Annotated in this window: 19 protein-coding genes; 7 read left to right on the forward strand and 12 right to left on the reverse strand. The window is 72.4% G+C overall.

From position 1 onward, the window contains the following. The first annotated feature begins 27 nt into the window (after positions 1-27). The 5 genes from JNB62_RS06865 to JNB62_RS06885 are packed head-to-tail and all read left to right on the forward strand — an operon-like array spanning position 28 to position 4,945. Complete coding sequence (locus tag JNB62_RS06865; protein ID WP_220300122.1) at positions 28-903, forward strand: LLM class flavin-dependent oxidoreductase; 876 nt, start codon at positions 28-30, stop codon at positions 901-903. Continuing rightward, positions 900-1,667, forward strand: a complete 768-nt coding sequence (locus JNB62_RS06870) for an LLM class flavin-dependent oxidoreductase (RefSeq protein WP_220300123.1) — start codon at positions 900-902, stop codon at positions 1,665-1,667. Before JNB62_RS06865 ends, JNB62_RS06870 begins: the two co-directional genes overlap by 4 nt. Next, positions 1,664-2,677: an epimerase gene (locus tag JNB62_RS06875; protein WP_220300124.1), complete on the forward strand. Its 1,014-nt coding sequence runs from the start codon at positions 1,664-1,666 to the stop codon at positions 2,675-2,677. The genes JNB62_RS06870 and JNB62_RS06875 overlap by 4 nt, the downstream gene beginning before the upstream one ends. A gap of 31 nt (positions 2,678-2,708) precedes the next feature. Further along, positions 2,709-4,244 carry an ATP-dependent DNA ligase gene (locus JNB62_RS06880; protein WP_220300125.1) on the forward strand — a complete coding sequence of 512 codons (1,536 nt, stop codon included), beginning with the start codon at positions 2,709-2,711 and terminating at the stop codon, positions 4,242-4,244. Positions 4,245-4,252: 8 nt separating this feature from the next. Further along, a complete protein-coding gene (locus JNB62_RS06885; protein ID WP_220300126.1) occupies positions 4,253-4,945 on the forward strand; it encodes an NAD-dependent deacylase in 693 nt (230 codons plus the stop codon). Positions 4,946-5,010: 65 nt separating this feature from the next. On the opposite strand, the gene JNB62_RS06890 is transcribed toward JNB62_RS06885, so the two are convergent. The 9 genes from JNB62_RS06890 to JNB62_RS06930 form a co-directional block, all read right to left on the reverse strand. Then, positions 5,011-6,282: a sugar ABC transporter permease gene (locus JNB62_RS06890; protein ID WP_220300127.1), complete on the reverse strand. Its 1,272-nt coding sequence runs from the start codon at positions 6,280-6,282 to the stop codon at positions 5,011-5,013. Further along, positions 6,279-7,121: an ATP-binding cassette domain-containing protein gene (locus JNB62_RS06895; RefSeq protein ID WP_220300128.1), complete on the reverse strand. Its 843-nt coding sequence runs from the start codon at positions 7,119-7,121 to the stop codon at positions 6,279-6,281. The genes JNB62_RS06890 and JNB62_RS06895 overlap by 4 nt, the downstream gene beginning before the upstream one ends. A 108-nt stretch (positions 7,122-7,229) precedes the next feature. Continuing rightward, a complete protein-coding gene (locus JNB62_RS06900; RefSeq protein ID WP_220300129.1) occupies positions 7,230-8,306 on the reverse strand; it encodes a substrate-binding domain-containing protein in 1,077 nt (358 codons plus the stop codon). A 296-nt stretch (positions 8,307-8,602) separates the two neighbouring features. After that, positions 8,603-9,850 (reverse strand): sugar ABC transporter permease, encoded by a 1,248-nt coding sequence (locus JNB62_RS06905; RefSeq protein ID WP_220300130.1) that lies wholly within the window; start codon positions 9,848-9,850, stop codon positions 8,603-8,605. Next, a complete protein-coding gene (locus JNB62_RS06910; protein WP_374450520.1) occupies positions 9,847-10,752 on the reverse strand; it encodes an ATP-binding cassette domain-containing protein in 906 nt (301 codons plus the stop codon). The genes JNB62_RS06905 and JNB62_RS06910 overlap by 4 nt, the downstream gene beginning before the upstream one ends. 61 nt (positions 10,753-10,813) lie before the next feature. Further along, positions 10,814-11,938, reverse strand: coding sequence for a sugar ABC transporter substrate-binding protein (locus JNB62_RS06915; RefSeq protein WP_223230989.1), 1,125 nt, complete (start codon positions 11,936-11,938; stop codon positions 10,814-10,816). Positions 11,939-11,947: 9 nt separating this feature from the next. Beyond that, positions 11,948-13,180: an ROK family transcriptional regulator gene (locus tag JNB62_RS06920; protein WP_220300132.1), complete on the reverse strand. Its 1,233-nt coding sequence runs from the start codon at positions 13,178-13,180 to the stop codon at positions 11,948-11,950. 62 nt (positions 13,181-13,242) lie between these two features. After that, complete coding sequence (locus tag JNB62_RS06925; protein WP_220300133.1) at positions 13,243-14,121, reverse strand: NYN domain-containing protein; 879 nt, start codon at positions 14,119-14,121, stop codon at positions 13,243-13,245. A 1-nt stretch (position 14,122) separates the two neighbouring features. Continuing rightward, positions 14,123-15,115, reverse strand: coding sequence for a Gfo/Idh/MocA family protein (locus tag JNB62_RS06930; protein ID WP_220300134.1), 993 nt, complete (start codon positions 15,113-15,115; stop codon positions 14,123-14,125). Positions 15,116-15,150: 35 nt separating this feature from the next. On the opposite strand from JNB62_RS06930, the gene JNB62_RS06935 reads away from it, so the two are divergent. After that, a complete protein-coding gene (locus tag JNB62_RS06935) occupies positions 15,151-16,479 on the forward strand; it encodes a M20/M25/M40 family metallo-hydrolase (protein ID WP_220300135.1) in 1,329 nt (442 codons plus the stop codon). Here the strand turns inward: JNB62_RS06935 and JNB62_RS06940 are convergent. Continuing rightward, entirely contained in the window at positions 16,452-17,834 is a 1,383-nt protein-coding gene (locus tag JNB62_RS06940; RefSeq protein WP_220300136.1) for an O-acetylhomoserine aminocarboxypropyltransferase/cysteine synthase family protein, read from the reverse strand. The two genes, JNB62_RS06935 and JNB62_RS06940, sit on opposite strands and share 28 nt — an antisense overlap. A gap of 115 nt (positions 17,835-17,949) precedes the next feature. Between JNB62_RS06940 and JNB62_RS06945 the strand changes: the two genes are divergently transcribed. Further along, positions 17,950-18,783: a sulfurtransferase gene (locus tag JNB62_RS06945; RefSeq protein ID WP_220300137.1), complete on the forward strand. Its 834-nt coding sequence runs from the start codon at positions 17,950-17,952 to the stop codon at positions 18,781-18,783. Positions 18,784-18,792: 9 nt separating this feature from the next. On the opposite strand, the gene JNB62_RS06950 is transcribed toward JNB62_RS06945, so the two are convergent. Together JNB62_RS06950 and hrpA are read right to left on the reverse strand one after the other, a co-directional pair. Then, positions 18,793-19,734, reverse strand: a complete 942-nt coding sequence (locus JNB62_RS06950) for a quinone oxidoreductase family protein (RefSeq protein WP_220300138.1) — start codon at positions 19,732-19,734, stop codon at positions 18,793-18,795. 48 nt (positions 19,735-19,782) lie between these two features. After that, positions 19,783-23,742, reverse strand: coding sequence for an ATP-dependent RNA helicase HrpA (hrpA, locus tag JNB62_RS06955; RefSeq protein ID WP_220300139.1), 3,960 nt, complete (start codon positions 23,740-23,742; stop codon positions 19,783-19,785). Between the last annotated feature and the right edge of the window lie 5 nt (positions 23,743-23,747).

The raw sequence follows: 23,747 nt of genomic DNA on the forward strand, positions 1-23,747 counted from the left end.
GTCGGCTGCTCCTGCCAGAGTGGGTGCATGACCCGCATCGGTGCGATCTTCAATCCGTACACCCACGCCCCGGACGAGTTCCGGGACGCCGTGCTCGCGGCGGAGTCCGCAGGCGTCCCCGAACTGTGGATCTGGGAGGACTGCTTCCGGCAGTCGGCCTTCGCCACCGCGGGCGCCGCGCTGGCCTGGACCGAGAACCTGAGGATCGGCATCGGCATCGCCCCCATGCCGCTGCGCAACGTCGCCGCCACGGCGATGGAGATCGCGACGCTCGACCGGCTCTTCCCCGGCCGCATCCTGCCGGGTGTCGGCCACGGCGTGCTGGAGTGGATGGGGCAGGCCGGCGCGCGCGTCGCGTCGCCGTTGACCCTCATGCGCGAGTACGTTCCGGCGCTGCGCTCGCTGCTCGCCGGAGAGCCGGTCAGCTCCGCCGGCCGCTTCGTCACGCTCGACGGCGTGCGGCTGGAGTACCCGCCTGCCGCGCCCTCGCGCGTGTACGCCGCCGCCGAGGGGCCCAAGACGCTGCGCGTGAGCGGCGAGGTCGCCGACGGCACGGTGCTCGACAGCGGTCACACCGCCGCGGAGTACGAGAGCGCCATCGCCGCCATCCGCGATGCGCGCACGCAGGCGGGCCGCGGTGGGGGTCACGACGTCGTCGCGTACGTCGTCACCGCCTTCGGCGCGGACGCGGAGGCCCGCGCCATCGCCGACGTGGGCGACAAGTCCGATCCCGCCGAACGAGCGCTGTGGGGCGATCCCGCACAGGTGGCGGCCGGCGCCCGGCGCTTCTTCGACGCCGGTGTGGACGACGTCGTGCTGCTGCCGGCCTCGCGGGGCGACATCGCCGAGTTCTACCGCGCGTCCGGCGAGGTCGCCCGCCTCGTGGCAGGAGCCGCCGGATGACCGCGCGGGTCTCACTGGGCATCGCGGCCGCCGCGGGGCCGGAGCTGGCGGCGCGCATCGCGCCGGCCGCCGAGGCCGCGGGCCTGCATGCGCTGTGGGTCAACGACACGCCCGGGCACGATGCGCTGGCGGTGCTCGCCGCCGCCGCGGCCGCGACCGAGCGGCTCATGCTCGCGACGGGGGTGCTGCCGGTCGACCGGCGGTCGCCCGGCGAGATCGCCGAGGCCGCCGCCTCGCTGCCCGCCGATCGGCTGGTGCTCGGGATCGGCTCGGGCCAGCTGCGGCACGGTGCCGTGGAGCGGGTGAGGGATGCCGCCGCCGAGCTGCGACGGCTCACCTCGGCCCGCGTGGTCGTCGGCGCGCTGGGGCCGAGGATGCGGCGCGAAGGCGCTGCTGCGGCCGACGGGCTCCTGCTCAGCTGGCTCACCCCGCAGGCCGCGGCGGAGCAGGCGGCGCAGGCGCGCGCCCTGGCGCCGTCGACCCGCGTCTCGCTCTACGTGCGCACGGCGGTCGACGAGGCGGCACGCGCCGCGCTGGCCGAGGAGGCGGCGCGTTACGCCGGGTATCCGGCATATGCCGCGAACTTCGCGCGGCTCGGATTCGACGCCGCGCAGACGGTGATCGCGCCCGAGGAGCTGCGCGACCGCATCGCCGCCTACCGGACGGGAGTCGACGAAGTGGTGCTGCGTGCGATCACGCCCTCGGGCGACGCCGATGACCATCTGCGCTTCATCGACGCCGTGCGAGAAGCCGTCGCGCGATGAGTGACGATCGTCGTCCTGTCGCCGTCGTCGCGGGCGCATCGGGATTCGTCGGGAGGGCGCTGACGGCCGCCCTCGCCGCTGACGGCTGCGACGTGCGCACCATCGGGCGCGCGGGCGCCGACGTCGCGTGGACCGACGCCGACGGCATCCGGGATCTCGTCGACGGATCGGCGATCGTCGTGAACCTGGCCGGCCGATCGGTGAACTGCCGTTACACCGACGAGAACCGCGACGAGATCCTGCGGTCGCGCGTCGACACCACCCGGGCCCTCCGTCGGGCCCTCCGTGAGGCCATCGCCCGCGCCGAGGCGCCGCCGCCGCTGTGGCTCAACGCCGGCACGGCGACGATCTACCGCTACGCGCTCGACCGCCCGCAGACCGAGTCCCGGGGCGAACTCGGCAGCGGCTTCTCGGTCGACGTGGCGCGCACGTGGGAGGACGAGTTCTTCTCGGGGGACCTCGCGGGCACGCGGCGCGTCGTGCTGCGGATGGCGATCGTCCTCGGCGACGGCCCCGCGACCCGCACCCTCGTGCGGCTCGCCCGCGCAGGGCTGGGCGGAGCGCAGCACGACGGCTGGTGGTTCCCCCATCGGCGCTACCGCGGCATCGGCCCGCACCCGAGCGGCGACGGCCCGCCGCCGTGGCACCGCTCGCGCGGTCGTCAGCGCTTCAGCTGGATCCACATCGACGACGTCGTGGGCGCCGTGCGCTTCGTCCGCGACCACCCCGGAATCGCCGGTCCGGTGAACCTCGCGGCGCCGGGTGCATCCGACAACCGCGAGCTGATGGCGACCCTCCGACGGGTCGTCCGGGTGCCGGTCGGGCTGCCGGCGTGGCGGTTCATGCTCGAGCCGGCGATGTGGGCGCTGCGGACCGAGCCCGAATTGGTGCTCAAGAGCAGGTGGGTCTTCCCCGAGACGCTGGTGTCTGCCGGGTACGTCTTCGAGCATCCCACGCTCGAGCCGGCGCTGCGCGACGTGGTCTCGAAGCTCGGCCGGGCGACGACCTGAAGGTGTCGGTGCCGGGTGCGAGAATGCGATCATGCTGCTGCATGAGCTCGTGACGGCGACGGATGCCGTCGCCTCCACGTCGTCGCGTCTGGCCAAGGTCGCCGCCCTCGCCGACGTGCTGCGGGGGCTCGACGCCGACGAGATCGCCCCGGCGATCGGCTTTTTGACCGCGAGCCCCCGCCAGGGGCGCCTGGGCGTCGGGTGGCGGAGCCTGTCGAACCTGAGCGTGACCCACGCCGACGAGCCGGCGCTGACCGTGGCCGACGTCGACGCGGCCTTCGACCGCCTGGCCGCGACCGACGGTCCCGGCTCGGCCGCTGCCCGCACGGCGGCGCTGAACGACCTCGCGCGCGCTGCAACGGCGCACGAATGGGACTTCATCGCGCGCGTCATGATGGGCGAGCTGCGCACGGGAGCGCTCGAGGGAGTGTTGCTGGATGCCGTCGCGAAGGCGTCCGGCAACGACGCCGTCACGGTGCGCCGGGCGGCGATGCTCTCGGGCGATCTCGGTGCGACGGCGCGCCTGGCGCTCACCGGAGCCCCCGAGGAGCTCGCCGGGGTCGGACTGCAGGTGGGGCGCGGAGTCATGCCCATGCTGGCCTCGACCGCCGGCTCGACGACCGAGGCGCTGCAGGCGCTCGGGGGAGCGGCGTCCGTCGAGTACAAGCTCGACGGCGCGCGCATCCAGGTGCACCGTGACGGCGACGACGTGCGGGTCTTCACGCGCAGTCTCGCCGACATCACGCATCGCGTGCCCGAGATCGTCGAGGCGACGCGGGCGCTGCCCGCGCAGCGGGTGATCCTCGACGGCGAGACCCTGTCGCTCGACGAGGACGGCGGTCCGCGCCCGTTCCAGGACACGATGGCGCGATTCGGATCGATGGGCACCGACGACGCGGCCGCCGCCATCCTGCGCCCGTGGTTCTTCGACATCCTCCACCTCGACGGCGTCGACCTCATCGACGAGCCGCTGTCGGCGCGGCTGGAGGCGCTCGCCCGCGTGGCCGGCGACGCGCTCATGCCCGGCGTCGTCACCGCCGACGCCGCACAGGCCGAGGCCTTCTCGCGCGACGCGCTCGCCGCGGGCCACGAAGGCGTCATGGTGAAAGCGCTCGACGCGCCGTACGCCGCGGGGCGGCGCGGCAAGAGCTGGCTCAAGGTCAAGCCGGTGCTCACGTACGACCTTGTCGTGCTCGCCGTCGAGCCCGGGTCGGGGCGGCGCAGCGGCCTGCTGTCGAACCTGCACCTGGGCGCGCTCGACCCGACGGGGGAGTTCGGCGAACCCGGCGGCTTCGTCATGGTCGGCAAGACGTTCAAAGGGCTGACCGATGCCACGCTCCGCTGGCAGACCGAGCACTTCCCGACCATCGAGACGCGCCGGACGGCGTACGCGGTGCATGTGCGGCCCGAGACGGTCGTCGAGATCGCGATCGACGGCGTGCAGCGCTCGACCCGCTACCCCGGCGGTATCGCGCTGCGCTTCGCCCGGGTCAAGGCGTACCGACCCGACAAGCGCCCGGAGGACGCCGACACCATCCAGACGCTCCGCGCGCTGCTGCGCGGCTGAGGCCCGCCGTGCGCATCGTGGTGCTGACCGGGGCCGGCATCTCGGCAGAGAGCGGCGTGCCCACGTTCCGGGGCTCCGACGGACTGTGGGAGGGGCACCGCGTGGAGGACGTCGCGACGCCCGAGGGGTACGAGCGCGACCCCGACGCCGTGCTCGCCTTCTACGACGCGCGGCGGCGGGCCGTGGCATCCACGCATCCCAATCCGGCGCACCGGGCGCTGGCCCGCCTCGAGGGCGCGATCGGCGACAGGCTGCTCGTCGTGACGCAGAACGTCGACGACCTGCACGAGCGCGCGGGCACCCGCAACCTCGTCCACATGCACGGCGAGCTGCGCCGCGCCCGCTGTCTCGCGTGCGACGCGCGACCGGACTGGGACGACGACCTCCGCGACCGTCCACGGTGCCCGCGGTGCGGCGAGCGGATGCTGCGACCCGACGTCGTGTGGTTCGGCGAAATGCCGTACGGGCTCGACCGCATCGAGCAGGCGGTCGTCGCGTGCGATGTGTTCGTGTCCATCGGCACGTCGGGGGAGGTGTACCCGGCCGCCGGCTACGTCGCGCTCGCTGCGGCGTTCGGCGCCCGGACCGTGGAGCTCAACCTGGAGCCGAGCGATCCGGCGGTGCCGCTCGACGATGTGCGCGCCGGGCGCGCGGGCGAGCTGGTGCCGGCATGGGTGGAAGAAGTGCTCGCCCGGCGGTGACGAAGGACCGACGCAAGAGCGCCGGGTGGAGCATCCACCCGGCGCTCTTCGCGTGCGGAGCCGCGCTACATGCGCACGCCTCCCGAGCGCACCCGCGACAGCGCGTCGACGGTCGCGGCGAGGATCAGCACGCCGCCGGTGACCAGCAGGTTGATGCCGGCGGGCAGGTTGAGCAGGCCGAGCCCGTTCGTGATCGTCGCGATCACCAGGGCGCCGATCGCCGCGTGCACCAGCCGGCCGCGTCCGCCGAAGAGGCTGACGCCGCCGACGACGGCTGCGGCGACACCCGACAGCACGATGTCACGACCGACCGTGGCGTCCACCGCGCCGACGCGCGCGACGCTCAGCAGGCCCGAGAACACGGCGAGGGCCGAGCAGATGACGAAGGCCCACCACTTGATCCAGCGGACCTTCACGCCCGAGCGGCGTGCCGCCTCGGCGTTGCCGCCGATGGCGTAGAGGTACCGGCCGAACTTCGTGCGGTCGAGCAGGAACGTGCCGAGCCACAGCAGCGTCAGGACGATCGGGACGACGATCGGCACGCCCGACACCTCGACGACCGACTGGCCGCGGTTCTGGTTGAGGAAGTACACCACGATGCCGCCGCCGACCGCGATGGCCGCCAGCTTGATGAACACGAGCGACAGCGCGCGGTTGGGCACGCCGGCACGCGTGCGGCGCGAGCGGTCCCAGAACGCGGTGCCGCCCGAGATCAGCAGCATGATCGCCAGCATCACCCAGCCGCCCCACACCGGCAGGTTGCCGTTCTGCAGGGCGATGAGCTCGGGCACCTCGAGACGGAACTGGCCGCCCGAGCCGATGACGACGAGAGCCAGACCCTGGAAGCCGAGGAACAGGCCGAGCGTCACGACGAACGAAGGGATGCCGACGCGCGCGACGAAGAAGCCGATCAGCGCACCGGTGGCGAAGCCGAAGCCGAAGCCCACGAGGAGCGCCAGCGGCCACGGCACGTGGAACTGCGAGTTCAGCACCACGAACAGCGCCATGCCGACGCCGCCCGTGACACCGGCCGACAGGTCGATCTCGCCGAGGAGCAGCACGAACACGAGCGCGATGCCCAGCACCACGAGCGTCGCCGCCTGGTTCATCAGGTTGGCGAAGTTGCGCTCCGTGAGGAAGTAGGGGCTCAGGATGGAGAAGAGGACGCCGAGCACGACGAGGCCGCCCACCGCGGGGAGCGCGCCCATGTCACCGCCGCGCACGCGCTGCCACCACGCCGAGAGCTGGTCGGCGAGGCCACCCTCGACGCCGCTGCCGATGAGGTCGCTTGCGACGGGATCGGGTGCCGCCTCGGTCCGGGTCGTGCTGCTGGTCATTCCGCGCCTCCTTCGGTGCGAACGGTGGACGTGTCGATGATGCCGACGCCGCCCTGCGGGGCCTTGGTGCCGGTGATGTAGCCGACGATGTCGTCGCGCGTGGTCTCAGAGGTCGGGATCTGCGCGACCATCTGGCCGAGGTAGAGCACGGCGATGTCGTCGGCGACGGCGAACACGTCGGCGAGATTGTGGCTGATGAGCACCACTGCGACGCCCTGCTCGGACAGTCGCTTGACGAGGTTGAGCACCTGCTCGGTCTGCGCGACGCCGAGCGCCGCCGTCGGCTCGTCGAGGATCACCACGCGAGCCTTCTTCAGCACGGCGCGGGCGATCGCGACGGTCTGGCGCTGCCCGCCCGAGAGGCTCGACACCTTCTGCCGCACGGACTTGACCGTGCGCACCGACAGGGAGCGGAGGGTGTCGGACGCCTCCTTCTCCATGCGGCCCTCGTCGAACGTGCCGAACGACAGCTCTTCGCGGCCGAGGAACATGTTCTGCACGATGTCGAGGTTGTCGCACAGCGCGAGGTCCTGGTACACGACCTCGATGCCCAGTCCGGCCGCGTCACGCGGCGCGTGCAGGTCGCGGTGGGTGCCGTCGATGAGCACCTCGCCCTCGTCGTAGGGCTGCACGCCGGCGAGGCCCTTGATGAGGGTGGACTTGCCGGCGCCGTTGTCGCCGACGAGGGCCGTGACCCGGCCCGGGCGGACGACGAGGTCGACGCCCTTGAGGACGCTCACCGGGCCGAACGACTTCTTGACGCCGACCAGCTGGATGATCGGCTCCGCCCCGACGCCGACGGGGGCATCGACCGCGGGTGGGGAAATGGTGTCTGACATGCTCGCTTCCTTGCGGGTCTCGCGTGGGTTCGGAGTTCGAGGAGAGGGTCTCGTGCATGCGAGGGCGCCGCGCCTGGTCGACGCGACGCCCTCGCCGTGCAGCGGAACTTACTGCGTGACCCCGTACTGCTCGCACGCGGCGATCACGTCGGGCGTGCAGACGTCGTCGTAGTCGGCGTCGCCGGCGGCGATGACGTCCTTGACCTTGTCGGGGCCGACGAGGATCGGCGTGACCTGGATGTAGGGCGTGCCGTCGTCGAGCTTGGCGCTGGTCGAGGGCTTGTCGCCCTTCAGCAGCGCGACGGCGGTGTCGACCGCGGCGGTCGCCTCGTCCTTGACCGGCTTGTAGACCGTGGCGGTCTGCCAGCCGAGCAGGATGTTCTGCAGACCCGCGACGTTCGCGTCCTGACCCGACACGGCGACGCCGGTCAGGTTGTTGTCCTGCAGGACCTTGATGACGCCGGCCGCGTTGGTGTCGTTCGCGACCCAGACGCCGTCGACCTTGCCGCCGAGCGAGGTCAGCGCCTGCTCGAAGTTGGTCTGGGACTTGGCCTGGTCCCACACACCGGTCGGCTCGGCGGCCGGCTTGATGCCCGCGGCCTCCATGACCTCGACGGCGCCGTCGTGGAACATCGCGGCGTTGCCGTCGGTCGGGTCGCCGCCCATGTACACGACGACCGCGGTCGCCGGGTCCTTGCCGGCGGCGGCGAGGCCGTCGAGCACGGTCTGGCCCTCGAGCTCGCCGACCTTCACGTTGTCGAACGACACGTAGTAGTCCGCGCCGGTGAAGGGGCGGTCGTAGGCGATCACGGGGATGCCTTCGCCCTTCGCCTTCTCGGCGACGGCCTCGGCTGCGCCCTGGTAGTCGACGAGCAGCATGACGCCGCAGCCCTTGGTGAGCTGCTGGTCGGCGATCGTCGAGTACTTGTTGACGTCGCCCTGGGCGTTCTGGATGTCGGCCTCGAAGCCGGCGGCCTCCAGGCCCTCCTGCAGGTACTTCTTGTCGAAGTTCTCCCAGCGCGGCGACGACGCCGCGTCGGGCAGGATCACGCAGGCGCGGCCCTGCGCGTCGGAGCCGGCGTCGGTGCTGCCACCGTCGCCGTTGCCGCTGCTGGAACAGCCGGCGAGGGTCATGGCGGCGGCGCCCGCGAGGGCGGCCACGGCCAGGAGAGAAGACTTCTTCATCTTGCGCCTTTCGTCGTTGAAGCGAGCGGGTCTGCGCAGGATCGTCCCTGCGTTCATCGCTGAGAGCGATCATCGACGATGACGATTCTTGTCGTCAAGTCTTGAACGTAACGCTTTGGCAACGCGTCGATGCGCTGGCCGACCGACGACGATCGGCTCTTCCCGAGACAGCGCTTACCGTGCAGAATGCACAGCTGGCGGCATCCTGATCAGGAATTATGCGCAGCTACGCAGGAGGTGTCGTGGATGCCGCACCCGACCGCGTTCGTCAAGTGAAGGCAGCGCCGATCCTTCGTTCAGGCGCGTCCCGTCGCTGCGCGGGTGCGGCGCGAGAGCGAGTCGACGATCACCGCGAGCACGAGGACGACCCCCGTGACCATGAACTGCACGGACGAATCGAGGCTGAGCAGAGTGAGCCCGGACGAGATCGACTGGATCACCACGATGCCGACGAGGGCCGAGAAGGCCGACCCGCGTCCGCCGAACAGGCTGGTGCCGCCGATCACGGCGGCCGCGATCGCGTTGAGGTTGACGTCGCCGGTGCCCGAGCTCTGATTCGCCGACCCGAGCCGCGCGGCGGCGAGGATCCCGCCTGCGGCGGCGAGGGTCGCGCACAGTGCGAAGACCGACAGGTAGATGCGGTCGACGCGGATGCCGGCGCGACGCGCGGCCTCGACCGAGCCGCCGACGGCGTAGACCGAGCGGCCCCACCGCGTGCGCGTGAGGAGGAAGTTCATGACGACCACGAGGGCGAGGAAGAACAGGAACATGACCCCGACGCCGCGATCCAGCGAGAGGTACCAGATCGCCGCCACGAGGAACGCCAGGAGCACGCCGCTGCGCACGGCGATGGCGGCATAGCTCTGGCTGACGAGATTGGCGGCCGCGCGCCGCTGGGCATGCCGCACGCGCGACCACGCGTACACGCCGGTCGACGCGACGGCGAGCGCGTAGGCCGCCCACGGCGGCAGGAAGAGCTGCTGCGCGAACTGGACGATCCACGAGTCGAAGGGGATGGCGATCGACCCGGTCTTGCCGAGCACCCACAGCTGCAGGCCGAGGAAGCCGAGCAGGCCGGCGAGCGTGATCACGAAGCTCGGCAGGCCGAAGCGGGTGAACAGGTAGCCGTACAGGAGCCCGACGAGGCAGCCGATCGCCAGCGCCGCGACCAGCGAGAGCACGAGGTTCCACTGCAGCTGCACGAAGGTGACCGCGAGGACGGCGGCCGCGAGCCCCGAGACCGAGCCGACCGACAGGTCGATCTCGCCGACCAGCAGCACGACGACCACACCGAGGGCGATCGTGCCGATCGCCGCGCACTGCATCGTGAGGTTGACGAGGTTCTCGCTGGAGAGGAAGGCCGGGTTGAGGGCCTCGAACACGGTCCAGATCACCACGATCCCGAGCACCACCGGGACCGCGCCGAGGTCGCCGCCGCGGACGCGCTCCACGAACCCCTGGAGCATGCTGCGGATCCCGCGTCCGCTCAGCAGCCGTTCGTCCGCTCCCGTCTCGGCCAGCCGCTCATCGCCGCGCGCGCTCACCGGCGCCCGTCCTCGCGGGGGAGCCGCCGCGGACGCGTGCGCGGCATGCGGATCACGGTCCCGCCGGTGTCTCCGTCGTCGTCGTCGCCCAGGTCGGAGTCGTCGGCCCGCGCGGATCCGGCCGCGGGCTCGGGTGCGGGCACAGGCGTCGGCTCCGGCGTGGGAGCCGGCCGCGTCCACCGGGCTCCGGAGTGGTCGACGGCCCCCGTGATGGCGGCGATGAGCGTCTCGCTCGTGACGTCGGCGACGTTGTACACGCCGTTGTTGCGGCCGAGACGCAGCACGACGACGCGGTCGGCCACCGCGAGCACGTCGGCCATGTTGTGGCTGATGAGGATGACGCCGTGGCCGCGCTCGCGCAGCCGCTCGATGAGGTTCAGCACCTCGGCGGTCTGCGCCACGCCGAGGGCGGCGGTCGGCTCGTCGAGGATGACGACGCGCGGCTCGCCGATGAGCGACCTCGCGATGGCGACGGTCTGACGCTGACCGCCCGAGAGCGAGGCGACCGGCACCCGCACCGACGGGATCTTCGCCGACAGCTCGCGCAGGAGGGTCCAGGTGCGCTGCTCCATGTCGACCTCGTCGAGCGTCGCGCCGTCGCGCAGCTCGCGCCCGAGCCACAGGTTCGCGACCACATCGAGGTTGTCGCACAGCGCGAGGTCCTGGAAGATCGTCTCGATCCCGAGTCGCTGCGCGTCGGCAGGCGAGTCGATGTGCACCGGCTCGCCGTCGAACTCGATCGTGCCCGCGTCGGGCGGATGGACTCCGGCGAGCACCTTGACCAGCGTGGACTTGCCGGCGCCGTTGTCGCCGACGAGGGCCACGACCTCGCCCTCGTTGACCCAGAAGTCGACGTCGGTGAGCGCCTTGACGGCACCGAAGCGCTTGCCGATGCCGCGCATCGTCAACACTCGTTCGCGCGATCGTCCGGTTCGCGGGGGCGTCATCGACATCATCGGGACCCTACTCGATGCCCGCGGCTTCGCACGCATCGGCGTAGGCCGGCGTGCAGATGTCCTCGACGGTCCAGAACCCGTCGGCGACGACCGTCTGCATGATGTTGTCGACCGTGACGGCGACGGGGTCGAGCAGCGTCGACGGCGTGCCCTGGATCTCCAGCGGCGCGGTCACGGTCTCGCCGTGCAGCAGCTTGACCGCCACCTCGGCCGCGAGGCGCGCCTGAGGCTTGATCGCCTTGTAGACGGTCATGTACTGGTCGCCCGTGAGCAGCCGCTGGATCGCCGACAGCTCGGCGTCCTGCCCGGTGACGATCGGCCACGGGCTGACGTTCGCGACCCGCAGCGCGGCCACCGCGCCGCCGGCGGTCGCATCGTTGGCGGCATACACGCCGGCGATCTCGTCGCGATGCTGCGCGATCTGGCCCGACACCCATTCCTGCGCCTTCTCGGGGTTCCAGCCGGGGGTGTCGTACTCCGCGAGCACGTGCAGGCCGCTGTCGTCGATGATGCTGTGCGCGCCGTCCTTGAACAGCGCCGCGTTGCTGTCGGTGGGCGAGCCGTTGACCATGAGGATGCCGCTGCCCTCGGCGCCTCCGTCCACGCTGTCGCGCACACCCTCGACGAACGCGGTCGCCTGCAGGACGCCCACCTTCTCGTTGTCGAACGACACGTAGTAGGCGAGGTCGCCGCCGGCGATGAGGCGGTCGTACGAGATGACGGGCACGCCGCGCGCGTTCGCCGACGCGACGATGCTCACGGCCGCGGTGGCGTCGACGGGGTCGAGCACGAGGACGCCCGCCCCTGCCGTCAGGGCGGACTCCGCCTGCTGCTGCTGCTTCGCGGCGTCCTGATCGGCGTTGGCGTACAGCACGTCGTAGTCGCCCAGCTCTGCGACGCGCTCCTCGAACAGCGGCCGGTCGAACGTCTCGTAGCGGGCGGTCTTGGCGTCGGGCAGCAGCAGTGCGATCGTCGTGTCGCCGGGTGTGCCCGTCGGCGCGGGGGTCGCCGTGCATGCGGCCAGCATCGCCGCTCCGAAGAGCAGAGTGGATGCCGTACCCAGCGCGCGCATCACTGCACGACGCGAGGGCGCCGGGCGCCGTCGCGGCCTGAGCAGTCGCGTGAGGGGCATCGCAAGAGCCTAAGCCGTGATCGGCAGGGAGGATGCAGCCGACCCCGTCGCCGATGCGCCGTCGAGCCCGGCACCGGCGTCGAGGACGGTCACATGGTCGAGGGCGATGGCGATCGCGCCGCGCGTCTCGGCCCACTCGCCGAACGAGGCTCCGACGATCTCGGGCAGGCCGTCGGCCGACGGCAGCGCGGTGCGCTCGAGCGAGTGCCGCATCGGGGCCATGAGGATCTCGCCGGCCTGCCCGAGCTCGCCGCCCACGACGATCAGCTCGGGATCGAAGAGGTTGCACAGGCTGGCGGCCGCGATGCCGATGTGGCGACCCGCGTCGGCGATGACGCGTCGTGCGCTGCCGTCGCCCGCTTCGGCGGCCTGCAGCAGGTCGCCCAGTCGGTGCATGCCCTCGCTCGGCGGGAACAGCGAGAGCAGCGCCGGTCCGCCCGCGTAGGTCTCGAGGCAGCCGCGGTTGCTGCAGCGGCAGATCGGCCCGTTCTCGTCGAGCGTGACGTGCCCGATCTGGCCGGCCTTGCCGTTGACGCCGCGGAACAGGTCGCCTCCGACGACGAGCCCCGCGCTGATCGTGTGCCCGACGCGGATGAAGACCGTGGATGCCGCGGCCCGGCCGTTCCCCTCGCGCGCCTCGGCGAGCCCGCCGAGGTTCGCCTCGCTGTCGACGTAGACCGGACGGCCGATGCGGACCGACAGCGACTCCGCGACGTCGACGCCCTCCCATCCGCGCAGCAGGCCGGGGGTCGACACCATGCCGGTGCGGGGGTCGATCGGGGCGGGCAGGGCCAGGCCGACCGCGAGAAGGTCCGACAGCGAACTGCCGAGCGACTCCATCATGTCGCCGAGGAGCAGCGCGAGCCGGTCGAGCTCGGAGTCGTGGCGATGGTCGAGCGGCAGCGGCAGCGAGGACTGCGTCACGATCGTGCGCGCCGTGTCGGCGATGGCGATGTGCAGGTGCCTCGAGCTGTAGTGCACGCCGGCCACCAGGCCCAGCCGTCGGGCGAGCGACACGAGGGTCGCGCGGCGGCCGCTGCTCGTGGTGAACGACGTGTGCAGCAGCCCTGAGGCGGTGAGCTCCTTCACGATGTTCGACACCGTGGCAGGCGACAGCCCGGTGCTGCCGGCGAGCTCGATCTGCGTGAGGCGGCCGTGACGCTTCAGCGACTCGACCACGCGCGCGCGATTGGCCTCGCGCAGCGAGGTCTGCGAGCCCGGCGGGGCTTGACGGCGTGCCACGGGTCACACTGTACCGGACAGGCCGTTTTCGGCGGCTGGATCGGTGCGAACCGTGATGCGGATCAGCGGCGCGAGGGCGCGAGGCGGATGAGGACGATGTTGCCGGACTCGTCGACCTCGGCCACGTCGGGGTGCGCCTTCACGAACTCCGAGAAGCTCTTGTGGCCGAGCCCCTTCTCGCTGAAGGAGGGGTCCAGCCGCTTGATCAGGCTCTTCACCGCGGATGCGTGCTGCCACTCCACGCCCTCCTTGTCGCTCTCCAGGCGCAGTGCGCGCTCGAGGAGGCTCTCGACCGGGTCCGCGGACGCCTTCTTCGTGCGGCGTCCACCGCGCGAGGAGGCTGCGGGCGCGGCATCCTTCTTTCCCGTCGGGGGTGCAGCCACACCGGGCAGCGCGTCGTACGAGTCGAACTGGTCGCACGCGGCGGCCAGCGACTTGGCCGTCGAGCCCGCCACCCCGACCCCCACGACGAAGCGGCCCAGGCGCTTGCACCGCTGCGCGAGCGGCACGTAGTCGGAGTCGCCCGCGACGATCACGACGTGCGTCAGGTCGGGCAGGCGGAACATGTCTTCGACGGCATCCACCGCGAGGCGGATGTCGGCGCCGTTCTTCGCATACGCGGCGGCGGGGAACAGCTGCACGAGGTCGACGGCACGGGCGACGAGCTGCGACCGGTACTCCGCGTTGACGGGCGAGGACCAATCGGCGTACGCCCGCGTCAGCACGAGCGTGCCGAACGAGGTCGCGTAGTCGATGATCGCCCCGACGTCGATGGTCGCCGCGGCCAGGCGCTCGGCGATCGCGGGATCGGCGGCATCCGTCGCGATCTTCTGCCGGTCGCGCGAGTACGAGTTCTTGCCGTGCACGCGGTCGTACCACGACATCACGATGTTGTCGAAGTCGAGATAGACGGCGACGCGCGCGCCCTGCAGGTCGGCCATGTCAGTCCTCTCCGGGGTAGCGGACGCCGATCAGCGAGCGGATCTCGTCGAGCGTCGCCATGATCGCCACGGTCTCGTCGATCGGCAGCTCGTCGGAGTCGGTGCGTCCCGCCGCGATGATGCGCTCTGCCGCGAGCGCCTGGTACTGCATGCCCCGGCCCTCGATGTCGGAGCGGTACTCCTCCAGCACGCGCCCGTCGGGAGTGACGACGCGGAACGAGGTGGGGGTGTACCACACGCGGTCGATGTCGATGCGCGCCTCCGTGCCGATGACGGACGCGGCGTTCGGGCCGGCGGCGCGGGAGGCCGAGAGCGTGGTCGAGAGGGCGCCCGAGGCGTGGGCCATGATCGTCGCCACCTCGGTGTCGGCACCGGTCTCGCCGAGCCGTGCGGAGGCGACGATCGACAGCGGCTCGCCGAGGATGTCCCACGCGAACGACACCGGGTAGACGCCGAGGTCCAGCAGCGCGCCGCCGCCGAGCTCCAGGGCGTTGAGGCGATGCGCCGGGTCGCTCGTGATGAGCTGCGTGTGATCGGCCGTCACGGCACGCAGTTCGCCCAGCACGCCCGACGCGACGATCTCGCGGATGCGGATCATGTGCGGCAGGTAGCGGGTCCACATGGCCTCCATCGCGAGGAGGCCGCGGGCGGCGGCCGCGTCGCGGACGGCGGCCGCCTCGGCGGCGGTCAGCGTGAACGGCTTCTCGACGAGGACGTGCTTTCCGGCCTCGAGGGCGAGCAGCGCGTTGGCGGCGTGCATCGGGTGCGGCGTGGCGACGTAGACGATGTCGACGTCGGGGTCGGCGACGAGGTCCTCGTACGAGCCGTGGGCGTGGGGGATGCCGAAGTCCGCGGCGAACGCCTGCGCCGCGTCGAGGCGGCGCGAGCCCACCGCGACGACGTCGAGCCCGGCCGTGCGCAGGTCGGCGGTGAAGGCGCGGGCGATGCCGCCGGGACCGAGGATGCCCCAGCGGAGGGATGCCTGAGAAGTCATGAGTCCGAGGCTAGCGGCCTGCGTAAGCTCTTCGCGTGAGTTCTTCCGTCGAGCGCTTCCGCGAGCTGCTGCGCATCCCCACCGTGTCGCACGCCGACGAGTCCCAGACGGACTGGGCGGCGTTCGACGCCTTCGCCGCTGCTGTCGAGCGGCTCTATCCGGCGCTGCACGGGGCACTCGCGCGCGAGCGCGTCGACGGGCATTCGCTGCTGTACCGGTGGCACGGCGCCGAGTCCGCTCACCCGCTGGTGCTGATGGCGCATATCGACGTCGTGCCGGTCGTGGCCGAGGAATGGGAGCACGACCCGTTCGCGGCCGAGATCGTCGGCGAGGGGGAGGATGCCGTCCTGCATGCGCGCGGCTCGATCGACGACAAGGGGTCGCTCGTGGCGATCCTCGAGGCGGTCGAGCAGCTCGTGACCGAAGGCTTCACGCCGGCCCGCGATGTGTATCTGTCGTTCGGTCACAACGAAGAGACCGCCGGCGGCGGTGCGCAGGCGATCGTCGCGCTGCTGCGCGAGCGCGGCGTCCGTCCCGCGCTCGTGCTCGACGAGGGCGGAGCGGTCGTCGAGGGTGCGATCCCCGGGGTCACCGTTCCCACCGCGATGGTCGGCGTCGCCGAGCGCGGCGTCATGACCCTCGAGCTGACCGCCCGCGAGGGCGGCGGGCACGCCTCGACGCCGCCGTCCTACCCGGCGACGGCGCGCCTCGCGCGCGCCGTCGACCGCCTGCACCGGCATCCCTTCCCGACGCGCCTCGCCCCGCCCGTGCGGGCGATGCTGTCCACCGTCGCGCCGCATGCCCCGCAGCCGCTGCGCGCGCTGTTCCGCAGCCTCGCGGTGACCGGGCCGCTCGTGGCCCGCGTGCTGTCGCTGCTCGGACCCGAGATGAACGCCACGGTGCGCACAACCGCCGTCGCCACGCGACTGCGCGGCGCCCCCGGCGACAACGTCCTGGCGACCTCGGCGACGGCGTCCGTGAACATCCGCCTGCTGACGGGCGACACCGTCACCGGTGCCACCGAGCGGGTGCGCCGCGTCGTCGCCGACTCGCACGTCGAGGTGACCGTCGCGCACGGATCCGACCCGTCGCCGGTGTCACCGTGGCGCGGCGACGCGTGGCGGCGCATCGTGTCGGCCGTGACGGCATCCCTCGGCGACGAGGTCGTGACGCTGCCCTACCTGCAGCTGGGCGCGAGCGACAGCCGGTGGTTCACCGCGATCTCGGACCACGTGTACCGCTTCACGCCGTTCCACCTGATGCGCGCCGAGCGCGACGCCCTGCACGCGCACGACGAGCGCATCCGCGTCGAGGTGTGGCTGCGGGGGATCGGCTTCTACCGCGAGCTGCTCTCGGCCAGCTGACGCTCCGCGTCGTCCGACGGGGCGACGGCGGCGCCGTCGAGTGCGCGGCGGAGGTCGTCGACGATGTCGCGCGGGTCCTCGAGGCCGATCGAGAGCCGGACGGTCGTCGGCGAGATGTGCGCCTCGGCCAGCTGTGCGGGCGACATGTGACTGTGCGTCATGGACGCCGGATGGGCCACGAGGCTGCGGGCATCGCCGATGTTGGCGACGAGCCGGACGACCTGCAGGCGCGAGATGACGTCCTCGACGAGGCGGAAGTCCGCTTCGGCGTCGCCGGTGGCGTGCAGGTCGAACGCGAAGACCGAGCTCGCGCCGTCGGGCAGGTAGGTCTGCGCGTTCGCGTGCCAGGGGCTGGACGCCAGGCCCGGGTGGTGCACGCGGGCGACGGCGGGGTGCGTCGTGAGGAACTCGGCGACCGCGAGAGCGCTCGCGGAGTGCCGCTGCATCCGCAAGTCGAGGGTCTCCAGGCCCTGCAGCAGCTGGAAGGCGTTGAAGGCCGACAGCGACGGGCCCAGGTCGTGCACGTACTTCGTCTTCACCAGGGCGATGTACGGCGACGCGGTGGCGCCGAACCGCTCGACGAGGCTGCCGTCGGGCACGCGCGGGTACGTCTGCGTGAGCTGGGGCCAGCGCTCGGGCTCGGCCGTGAAGTCGAACGTCCCGAGGTCGACGACGACGCCGCCGAGTGACGTGCCGTGGCCGCCGAGGAACTTCGTCGCGGAGTGCACGACGATGTCGGCGCCGAAGTCCTTGGCGCGCTGCAGGTACGGCGTCGCGACGGTGTTGTCGATCACGAGCGGCACGCCGGCGCGACGGGCGACGGCGGCGACGGCACCCAGGTCGAGCACCTGCGCGATCGGGTTCGAGATCGACTCCGCGAACAGCGCGCGCGTGGTGGGGCGCACGGCGGCCTCCCACGCGGCGACGTCGTCCTGGTCGACGAAGGTGACCTCGATGCCCCAGTCGGCGAAGGTGTCCTGCAGCAGGTCGACGGTGCCGCCGTAGAGCTGGCGCGCCGCGACGATGTGCTCGCCCTGCTTGGCGAGGGCCAGCAGGGCGACGGCGACGGCCGCCTGACCGGATGCCACTCCCGCGGCGCCGATGCCGCCTTCGAGCTCCGCGACCCGGCGCTCGAAGACGAGCACGGTGGGGTTGGCCGCGCGGCTGTAGATGTTGCCGTCCTTGCGGAGGGCGAAGAGGTCGCGCGCCTCGCTCAGCGAGGCGAACTCGAAGCCGTTGGACTGGTGGATCGAAGGCACTGCGGTGTTCTCGGCCACGCCCGAGACGAAACCCGCCTGCACCTGCGCCGTCGCGAAGGAGCGAGGGACGGCGGCGGGACGAGTGGCTTCAGGCATGGCACCCATTGTCGGGCCGGAGGGCGTGCGCCGCCCCCTCGTGTGTCGTACTGTTGCGGACTCCGCCCCTCCCTGCCGGGCCGGGGAGTAGTCGCGCGCGGGACAGAATGGACCCGTGGCGCAGCTCATCACCCCGTCAGAACTCGACCTCCTCCTCGGCGCCGAGGCCCCCGTGCGCGTCCTCGACGTCCGCTACCGCCTCGACAAGCCGGACGGCAGCGCCGACCACGCGGCAGGGCACGTGCCGGGCGCCGTCTACGTCGACCTCGAGTCGGAGCTCTCGCGTCACGGCGCGGCGCACGAGGGACGGCATCCGCTCCCCGCCGTCGCCGACCTGCAGGCGGCCGTCCGCCGCTGGGGCCTGCGCACGGGCGAGACCGTGGTCGTCTACGACGACGCGCGCGCCCTCGGCGCCTCGCGCGCGTGGTGGCTGCTGACGCGGTCGGGCATCGCCGACGTGCGGCTGCTCGACGGCGGCCTGCGCGGCTGGATCGACGCCGGGTTCGCGCTGGAATCCGGGCCGGTCGAGCCCGAGGCGGGCGACGCCGTCGTGCACGAGGTCGCCGAGCCCGTGCTGTCGATCGACGACGCCGCCGCGTTCCCGGACGCCGGGGTGCTGCTCGACGTCCGCGCGGCCGAGCGCTACCGCGGCGAGGTCGAGCCGATCGACCCCATCGCCGGCCACATCCGCGGCGCGGTGAACCTTCCGACGACCGCGTACATGGACGGCGAGAGATTCGCGGATGCCGCCACCCTGGCCGGCTTGTTCGCCTCTGTCGGCGTGGTGCCCGGGGTCGCGGCGGCGGCTTACTGCGGCTCGGGCGTCACGGCCGCCCAGGCCGTGTTCGCCGCGGAGCTGGCAGGACTGCACCTCGCGCTGTACCCGGGATCGTGGAGCCAGTGGTCGAACACGCCCGGCCGCCCCGTCGCCACCGGCGCGACGCCGTGAGCCGCGGTCTCAGGGGACGAGCGTGATCTTGCCGTCCGCGCCGGCCTCGAGCGCGCGATGCGCGTCGGCGGCGTCGGCGAGGGCGAACTCGGGTCCGAGCTCGACCGAGAACGCCCGGGCTGCGAGCAGTGCGAGCGTCACCGGCACGGCCTCGGCGCGCCACGCCTGCTGCTGAGCGGTGAGCGGCTCGGGCGATCCGCCCGAGAACGCGCGGATGCCGAGGCCCGCGGCATCCGCGCCGCGCACCAGCGTCGCGATGCGCCGGTGGTCGGGCACGAGCTCGAGCGACGTGTGCAGAGCCTCGTCAGTCCCTGCGGCGTCGATCGCGACGGACACGCCCTGCGGCGCGGCCTCGCGGACGCGGTCGGCGAGGCCCTCGCCGTACGCGACGGGGATCGCGCCGAGTGCGCGCAGGCGCTCGAACCGGGCGGGCGAGGAGGTCGCGACCACGGTCGCACCCCAGAGGACGGCGAACTGGACCGCGGCCTGGCCCACGGCGCCCGAGCCCGCGTGCACGAGCAGAGTGTCGCCGGGGCCGACGGCGAGCGACCGCAGCGTCTGGTACGCGGTGCCGACGGGGACCCCGAGCGCTGCGCCCTCGGCGGCGCTGACGCCCGCCGGACGCGGGTGGACGTTCTCGGCGCGCACCACGACGGCGTCCGCGTAGGCGCCGCGCGCACCCCCGAACACGACCGCCTCTCCCACGCGCAGGCCGTCGACGCCTTCTCCGACCGCCGTGATGACGCCAGCGCCGTCGCTGCCGACGCGCCGCGGCTCGACGATGGGCGCCGACACGCGCAGGCCGGAGCGGAGCTTCCCGTCGATCGGGTTCACGCCAGCCGCTTCGACGCGGATCGCGACCTCGCCCGGACCGGCCTCGACGGGCGGCGTCTCGATCTCGTGCAGGACCTCGGGGCCCCCGAACTCGGTGTACGCGATCGCTCTGGTCATGTCGAGTGAAATCCTCCGGGGCGGCGGGTCATTCCCGTGTGTCTTCGGTCATTCGCGCAGGGCCTTGCCGATGCGCTGCAGCGACACCGGCTCTGCCGTGCCGAGAGCCTGCGCGAACAGGCTCACCCGATACTCCTCCAGCAGCCACCTCGTGTGCACGATCGCCGGCGGCGCGTCCGGGGCGGCCGGGATCGTCCCGCCCGCCTCGGCGTACACGAGCGCGGCCCGCTCGAACTCCGTCATGCGCTGCCGATCACGACCCGGGTTGTCGGGCAGGGACTTGACGCGCTCGAGGGCGCCGCGCAGATAGCGCGGCAGATGCGCGAGGCGCGCCGTGCCGGTGCGCGAGACGAATCCCGGGTACACGAGGCCGGCGAGCTGCGCCTTGACGTCGTTCAGCGCGCCCAGGAGCGTCAGCGAGTTGGCATCGCGCATGCCGCGCTCCACGTCGCGTGCGGCCGTCAGGATGCGGGCCGTCAGCGACACGGTCTGGAACAGCTCGTCCACGATCACGGCCGACAGCGCATCGCGCACCGCCTCGAATCCGGCCCGGGTGCGCACAACGGCGTCGGGCGAGACGCGTGCGATGGCGGCATCCGCGACCGCGACGCGGGCGTCCTCGACGAGGGCCTTCGCGGACGGATACGGGGATGCCGCCAGCGCGAGCTTCTCGGGCGACGTCAGGTGATCCAGCACGTACGCGACGGGCGACGGCACCGCGAGCAGCACGAGGCGGCGGACGCCGGCGCGCGTGGCGGCCGTCGCGGCTTCGGGGGTCGCCTCGATGCGCAGAGCCACCGACGAGCCCTCGTCGACGATCGCGGGGTACCCTCGCACGACGCCGCCGGCCACCTTCGTGTCGACGACCTCGGGCAGGTCGTCGAACGTCCACTCGGTGAGACCGGTGCGTTCGACGAACGCCGTCCCGGCATCCCGTTCGTTGAGCGAGCGAGGAACGAGCGAGGCGAAACGCGGTGGCGTCCCAGGAGCACCTTGCGGCGTCCCGTCTCCCTGGGACGGCGCGGCGAGCGATGCCCGGCTCAGCGACCGCGACACCGACGCCCGCGCGCGGTCGGCGAGCCGCGCCTGCAGCGCCCCGAGGTCGCGGTCGGAGCCGACCGTGCGGCCGCGCTCGTCGACGGCGCGGAACGACACCTGCAGGTGCCCGGGCACGCGGCCGAGCTCGAAGTCCGCCGCGGTCACGGGCTGGTTCGCCACGCGCTGGATGCGCGCCGCGAGCGCGTCGCGCAGCGCCGTCGGCGGCAGGCCGTCGTGCGCCTCGGGGCCGAGGCCGGCGAGGTCGGCGGCGAACGAGGCCGCCCAGTCGGCCGCCGGCACGACGTGCCGCCGGATGGACTTGGGCAGCGCCCGCAGCAGCGCGGTGATGAGTTCGTCGCGCATGCCGGGGACCTGCCAGTCGAAGCCGTCCGGACGCAGCTGCGCGAGGAGGGCGAGCGGGACGACCGCGGTCACGCCGTCGTCCGAAGCGCCGGGTTCGAAGCGGTACGCGAGCGAGAGCACCTGATCGCCCTGGCGCCAGCGGGCGGGGAAGTCCCGCTCGTCGCCGCGCGAGGCCTCATCCACGAGGTCGGCCTCGGTCATGTCGAGCAGGCGCGGCGTTCGGGCTGCGGCATCCTTCCACCACGCCTCGAACGAGCGGGCGTCGAAGACGTCGTGCGGAAGCCGCGCGTCGTAGAACCGGAACACGGCCTCGTCGCCGACCAGGATGTCGCGGCGGCGCTCGCGCTCCTCGATCTTCTCCAGCCGCCGGCGCAGCTCGAGGTTGCGGCGCTCGAAGGCCGTGAGCCGCTTGTCGAGATGCGACGTGTCCCACTCGCCCTCGACCAGCGCATGGCGCACGAACAGCTCGCGCGCGAACGGCCGGTCGAACCGGGCGAGCTGCACCCGCCGCTTCGGGACGATCTCGACGCCGAAGAGCGTCACCTTCTCGTACGCGGACGCGGCACCCGAGGCCTTCGACCAGTGCGGTTCGCTGAGCGACCTCTTGGCGAGGTCGCCCGCGAGGGGCTCGGCCCACTCCGGGTCGATCGCCGCGACCGTGCGGGCGAACAGGCGACTCGTCTCGACGACCTCGGCGGCCATGACAGCCTGCGGGCGCTGCTTGCGCAGGCCCGATCCGGGGAAGATCGCGAACCGCGTGCCGCGCGAGCCGAGATACTCAGCCGGCGGCGTGCGGCGCTTCGCCTCGCCGGACGGTCCGCGTGCGCCCGTGCGTGCGGGCGTGCGCTCGTCGAGCACGCCCAGCTGCGACAGCAGGCCCGACAGGATCGCCTTGTGCACGGCGTCGGGGTCGGCCGCGCCGGCCGGCGCCTCGTCCCGCTTCGAGCGCGGAGAGCCGATCAGGGCGCTGAGCTGACGGTGCACGTCGGCCCACTCCCGCACGCGCACGTAGTTGAGGTGCTCCGCGCGGCACAGCCGGCGGAACGCGCTCGAGCCGAGCTCGGCCTGCTTCTCCTGCAGGTGGTTCCACAGATTGAGCAGGCTGAGGAAGTCGCTCGTCGGGTCGGTGAACCGCGCGTGCAGCCGGTCGGCCTCCTCACGACGCTCCTCCGGACGCTCGCGCACATCCTGGATCGACAGCCCCGCGACGATCGCGAGGACGTCGCGCAGCACGCCGGTGCGCCGCGCCTCGATCAGCATGCGCGCGAAGCGCGGGTCGATGGGCAGCCGCGAGATCTCGCGGCCGAGATCCGTGAGCGTGTGGTGGTCGCGGCCCGGCTTCACGGCGCCGAGCTCGACGAGCAGGTCGAACGCCGCCTTCACGCCGCGCGAGTCGGGCGGTGTCAGGAACGGGAAGGACGAGATGTCTCCGAAGCCGAGCGACAGCATCTGGAGGATCACCGACGCCAGGCTGGTCCGCAGGATCTCGGGCTCGGTGAACTCGGGCCGCGCGATGAAGTCGTCCTCGGCGTAGAGGCGGATGGCCACGCCCGGGCTGGTGCGCCCGGCACGACCCGACCGCTGCTGGGCCGACGCCTGCGACACCGGCTCGATCGGCAGACGCTGCACCTTGCTGCGGTTGCTGTAGCGCGAGATGCGCGCCGTGCCGGTGTCGACGACGTAGCGGATGCCGGGCACGGTGAGGCTCGTCTCGGCGACGTTGGTCGCGAGGATGACCCGCCGGCGGACGCCCGCCACCTGCGAGGGCTCGAACACGCGATGCTGCTCGGCCGACGAGAGGCGGCCGTACAGCGGCAGCACCTCCGTGGGGGCGGCGTCCCGCGCGTACAGGCCGCGGACCGCATCGGCGGCATCCCGGATCTCTGCTTCGCCGGGGAGGAACACCAGCACGTCGCCGGCGGGCTCGCGGTCGAGTTCGCGCAGCGCCGACGTGATGCCGTCGACGTCGTCGGACTCCTCGTCGCCCTTGGCCGGCTTGGCCGGAGGCCGGTAGCGGATCTCGACCGGGTAGGTGCGGCCCGACACCTCGATGATGGGCGCCGGCGTGCCGTCGGGCTCGGCGAAGTGCGTCGCGAAGCTCTCGGGGTCGATCGTGGCGCTCGTGATGATGACCTTGAGGTCCGGGCGCTTCACGAGGATGCGGCGCAGGTACCCGAGCAGGAAGTCGACGTTGAGCGAGCGCTCGTGCGCCTCGTCGACGATGATCGTGTCGTAGCGGCGCAGAAGTCTGTCGCGGTGGATCTCGTTGAGCAGGATGCCGTCGGTCATGAGCGCGATGCTCGTGTCGGCCGACACCTTGTCGGTGAAGCGCACCTTGTAGCCGACGGTCGTGCCGAGGGGCACCTGCAGCTCTTCGGCCACGCGCTCGGCGATCGTGCGGGCGGCCAGGCGGCGCGGCTGCGTGTGTGCGATGCGCGTGCGGCCGAGCTCGAGCGCGATCTTGGGCAGCTGCGTCGTCTTGCCCGACCCCGTGGCACCGGCGACGATGACGACCTGGTGGTCGCGGACGGCGCGCGCGATCTCGTCGCGCGCGGCGCTGACGGGGAGCTCCGGCGGATACGTGATGACGGGTGCGGGCGCAGACATAGCCT

Origin of the sequence: Microbacterium jejuense (assembly GCF_019511665.1) — a bacterium.
Lineage (GTDB): Bacteria > Actinomycetota > Actinomycetes > Actinomycetales > Microbacteriaceae > Microbacterium > Microbacterium jejuense_A.

Bases quoted from the DNA above. Each gene is read 5' to 3' on its own strand.
- JNB62_RS06865 (WP_220300122.1), top strand. From the start codon at position 28: ATGACCCGCATCGGTGCGATCTTCAATCCGTACACCCACGCCCCGGAC.
- JNB62_RS06870 (WP_220300123.1), top strand. From the start codon at position 900: ATGACCGCGCGGGTCTCACTGGGCATCGCGGCCGCCGCGGGGCCGGAG.
- JNB62_RS06875 (WP_220300124.1), top strand. From the start codon at position 1,664: ATGAGTGACGATCGTCGTCCTGTCGCCGTCGTCGCGGGCGCATCGGGA.
- JNB62_RS06880 (WP_220300125.1), top strand. From the start codon at position 2,709: ATGCTGCTGCATGAGCTCGTGACGGCGACGGATGCCGTCGCCTCCACG.
- JNB62_RS06890 (WP_220300127.1), bottom strand. From the start codon at position 6,282: ATGACCAGCAGCACGACCCGGACCGAGGCGGCACCCGATCCCGTCGCA.
- JNB62_RS06895 (WP_220300128.1), bottom strand. From the start codon at position 7,121: ATGTCAGACACCATTTCCCCACCCGCGGTCGATGCCCCCGTCGGCGTC.
- JNB62_RS06900 (WP_220300129.1), bottom strand. From the start codon at position 8,306: ATGAAGAAGTCTTCTCTCCTGGCCGTGGCCGCCCTCGCGGGCGCCGCC.
- JNB62_RS06910 (WP_374450520.1), bottom strand. From the start codon at position 10,752: ATGCGCGGCATCGGCAAGCGCTTCGGTGCCGTCAAGGCGCTCACCGAC.
- JNB62_RS06915 (WP_223230989.1), bottom strand. From the start codon at position 11,938: ATGCCCCTCACGCGACTGCTCAGGCCGCGACGGCGCCCGGCGCCCTCG.
- JNB62_RS06925 (WP_220300133.1), bottom strand. From the start codon at position 14,121: ATGGCCGACCTGCAGGGCGCGCGCGTCGCCGTCTATCTCGACTTCGAC.
- JNB62_RS06930 (WP_220300134.1), bottom strand. From the start codon at position 15,115: ATGACTTCTCAGGCATCCCTCCGCTGGGGCATCCTCGGTCCCGGCGGC.
- JNB62_RS06940 (WP_220300136.1), bottom strand. From the start codon at position 17,834: ATGCCTGAAGCCACTCGTCCCGCCGCCGTCCCTCGCTCCTTCGCGACG.
- JNB62_RS06950 (WP_220300138.1), bottom strand. From the start codon at position 19,734: ATGACCAGAGCGATCGCGTACACCGAGTTCGGGGGCCCCGAGGTCCTG.
- hrpA (WP_220300139.1), bottom strand. From the start codon at position 23,742: ATGTCTGCGCCCGCACCCGTCATCACGTATCCGCCGGAGCTCCCCGTC.